3 protein-coding genes are annotated in these 2224 nt (G+C 60.4%); all 3 read left to right on the top strand.

Annotation, left to right across the window (positions count from 1 at the left end; translation table 11 throughout):
- On the top strand, nt 1–594 hold a 594-nt coding region (locus tag AC0AP0_RS12360), incomplete at its 5' end, for an ABC transporter permease subunit (protein WP_490430547.1).
- A gap of 6 nt (nt 595–600) precedes the next feature.
- The gene (locus tag AC0AP0_RS12355) at nt 601–1794 is read left to right on the top strand and encodes an amino acid ABC transporter permease (protein WP_463603162.1); all 1194 of its coding nucleotides are present in this window, start codon (nt 601–603) and stop codon (nt 1792–1794) included.
- A gap of 71 nt (nt 1795–1865) precedes the next feature.
- A partial coding sequence (locus AC0AP0_RS12350; RefSeq protein WP_490430697.1) for a DEAD/DEAH box helicase occupies nt 1866–2224 on the top strand: 359 nt, incomplete at its 3' end.

The following is a 2224-nucleotide window of genomic DNA, read 5'->3' as shown; positions in this document are numbered from 1 at the left end:
CTCTTCTCGCTGATCCTGGGCATCATCCTGGTGATCATGCGCATCTCGCCCATCTCCTCCCTGCGGGCCGTCGGCCGAGGGTATGTGGAGTTCTTCCAGAACATGCCTTTGACCATCATCATGGTCTTCATGGTCCTGGGTGCCTTCGCACAGCTCAAGATCAGCTTCTCGCCGGAATTCTCCGTCAACTTCTTCTGGCTGGCAGTGACGGGCCTGTCCCTGTATACGGCAGCATTTGTCTGCGAGTCCTTGCGCTCGGGCATCAACACGGTGCCTCTGGGCCAGGCCGAGGCGGCCCGTGCCCTGGGGCTGAGCTTCTTCCAGTCGGCCTCGCAGATCATACTGCCCCAGGCCTTCCGCGGCTCGGTAGCGCCCTTGGGCAACACCTTCATCGCCCTGCTGAAGAACTCCACCGTGGCTGCAGCAGCCTCCGTGGCATCCGAGAGCTCCTCCCTGATGAGCGAGATGATAGAGTTCCACGCCAATGCCATTGTGGCCATCTTCCTGATTTTCGCCCTAGGATATGTGATTCTGGTTTTGCCCATCGGAGCTTTGACCACGTACCTGTCCAACAAGCTGGCAGTGAGGAGGTGAGCGGCCATGGCACCAGATAATGAGAGCTCGCTGCTCTTCGATCAGCCCGGTCCCAAGGGTCGGCGCACCATACGAATCGCCAATTGGATAGCCGCTATCATCTTCGCCATAGTGGTCATTCTGGTGCTGATGAGGCTGCACAATCCTCCGGATGGGGAGAATCAGCTCAGCTGGGAGCTTTGGCGTCCGGCCCTGGATTATGAAGCCTGGTCCGACTTCTACCTGCCTGGGCTCTGGCTGACGATCAAGGCCTCGGTGGTTGCAGTGATTGGCTCGGTCATCTTCGGGTTTGTCTTCGGCCTTGGCCGTCTGCTGCCCAACTGGCTGGTAAGGGCAGTCTCAGGCATCATCGTGGAGTTCTGCCGGGCCGTCCCGGTTCTTATGATGATGATCTTCTTCTGGCGCTGGTTCGCCTTTGCCGGAGTCAGCCAGGCCTCCTACTGGGCCGTCGTGCTGGGCCTCATTCTTTACAATGGCTCCGTGGTGGCTGAGTTGATTCGTTCGGGGGTGGGCAACCTGCCCAACGGCCAGCGTGAGGCCTCCCTGGCACTGGGGCTGACCAGGACCCAGTCGCTGATGCAAATCGAGGTTCCGCAAGCCGTCTACGCCATGTTGCCTGCTGCCGTGACCCAGCTGGTCGTGGTCCTCAAGGACACGGCTCTGGGCTCCATCATCATGTACACGGATCTGTTGCAGGAATCTCGTCGCCTGGGCTCCATGTACTTCAACATCCTGCAGACCCTGGTGGTGGCCTCGGTGGTCTACTTCTTCGTTTGCTTCCTGCTGTCCCACTTTGCCCGCTGGCTACCGAAGAAGATGCAGGAGCGCACTGCCGCCCCCGCCGACTTCGTGGAACCGGCAGCGCCCGTGGCTATCATGGACCCTTCCAACGTCAACCAAATAGCAGTGGCCAAGGAGGTGGACGAAGACCGCTATGGTGGCGCGCCGCTGCAGTACCATGCCCACCACCGTGGATCCAACGCATCCATCCAGCACTGGAGGAAGACCCGCTACATCCAGGGCTATGACAGGACCCAGCCCGATACGCTGGTCGATCCGCACAAGGCGAGTCTGGAGATTCCGGACTTCCTCAAGCCTGGACGTGGTAGCCGCTCCGGCGGCGATCAGCAAGCAGGAGGCAAAGCTCGGAAGGATGAAAAGAAGGAAGGCAGGAATCAAGGGGGCGGTGACAAGGACTGACTCCCCCTCTCCTATGATCCGAAGCCAGCGTCCGGCCGGGTTTGTGTGCCTGGCCGGATAGACTGGTGGATATGGTCCAAGAACATGCTGATTCCTCAACCGCCTCAACAGACCAGCCTGCTTCCTTGGGCGACCTGGTCCCCGATGCGGGAGGTCCCCGCAACCTGACCGAGGATCAGATTTACGACCGCTTCTTCTCCTGGGTGGCTTCCCGGGGCATCACCCCCTGGCCGCACCAGGAGGAGGCCGTCCTCTCCCTGGTTTCTGGCGACCATGTGATTCTGTCGACCCCGACCGGCTCGGGCAAGTCCATGGTGGCCTTGGCCATGCATTTCATCGCCTTGTGCACAGGGCGGCGCTCCTATTACACGGCTCCCATCAAGGCCCTGGTCTCCGAGAAGTTCTTCGACCTGGTTTCGGTTCTGGGTCG

It is taken from the genome of Bifidobacterium sp. POST2/T3 (B1), assembly GCF_058197115.1.
This window is presented reverse-complemented; position numbering and strand designations above follow the sequence as displayed.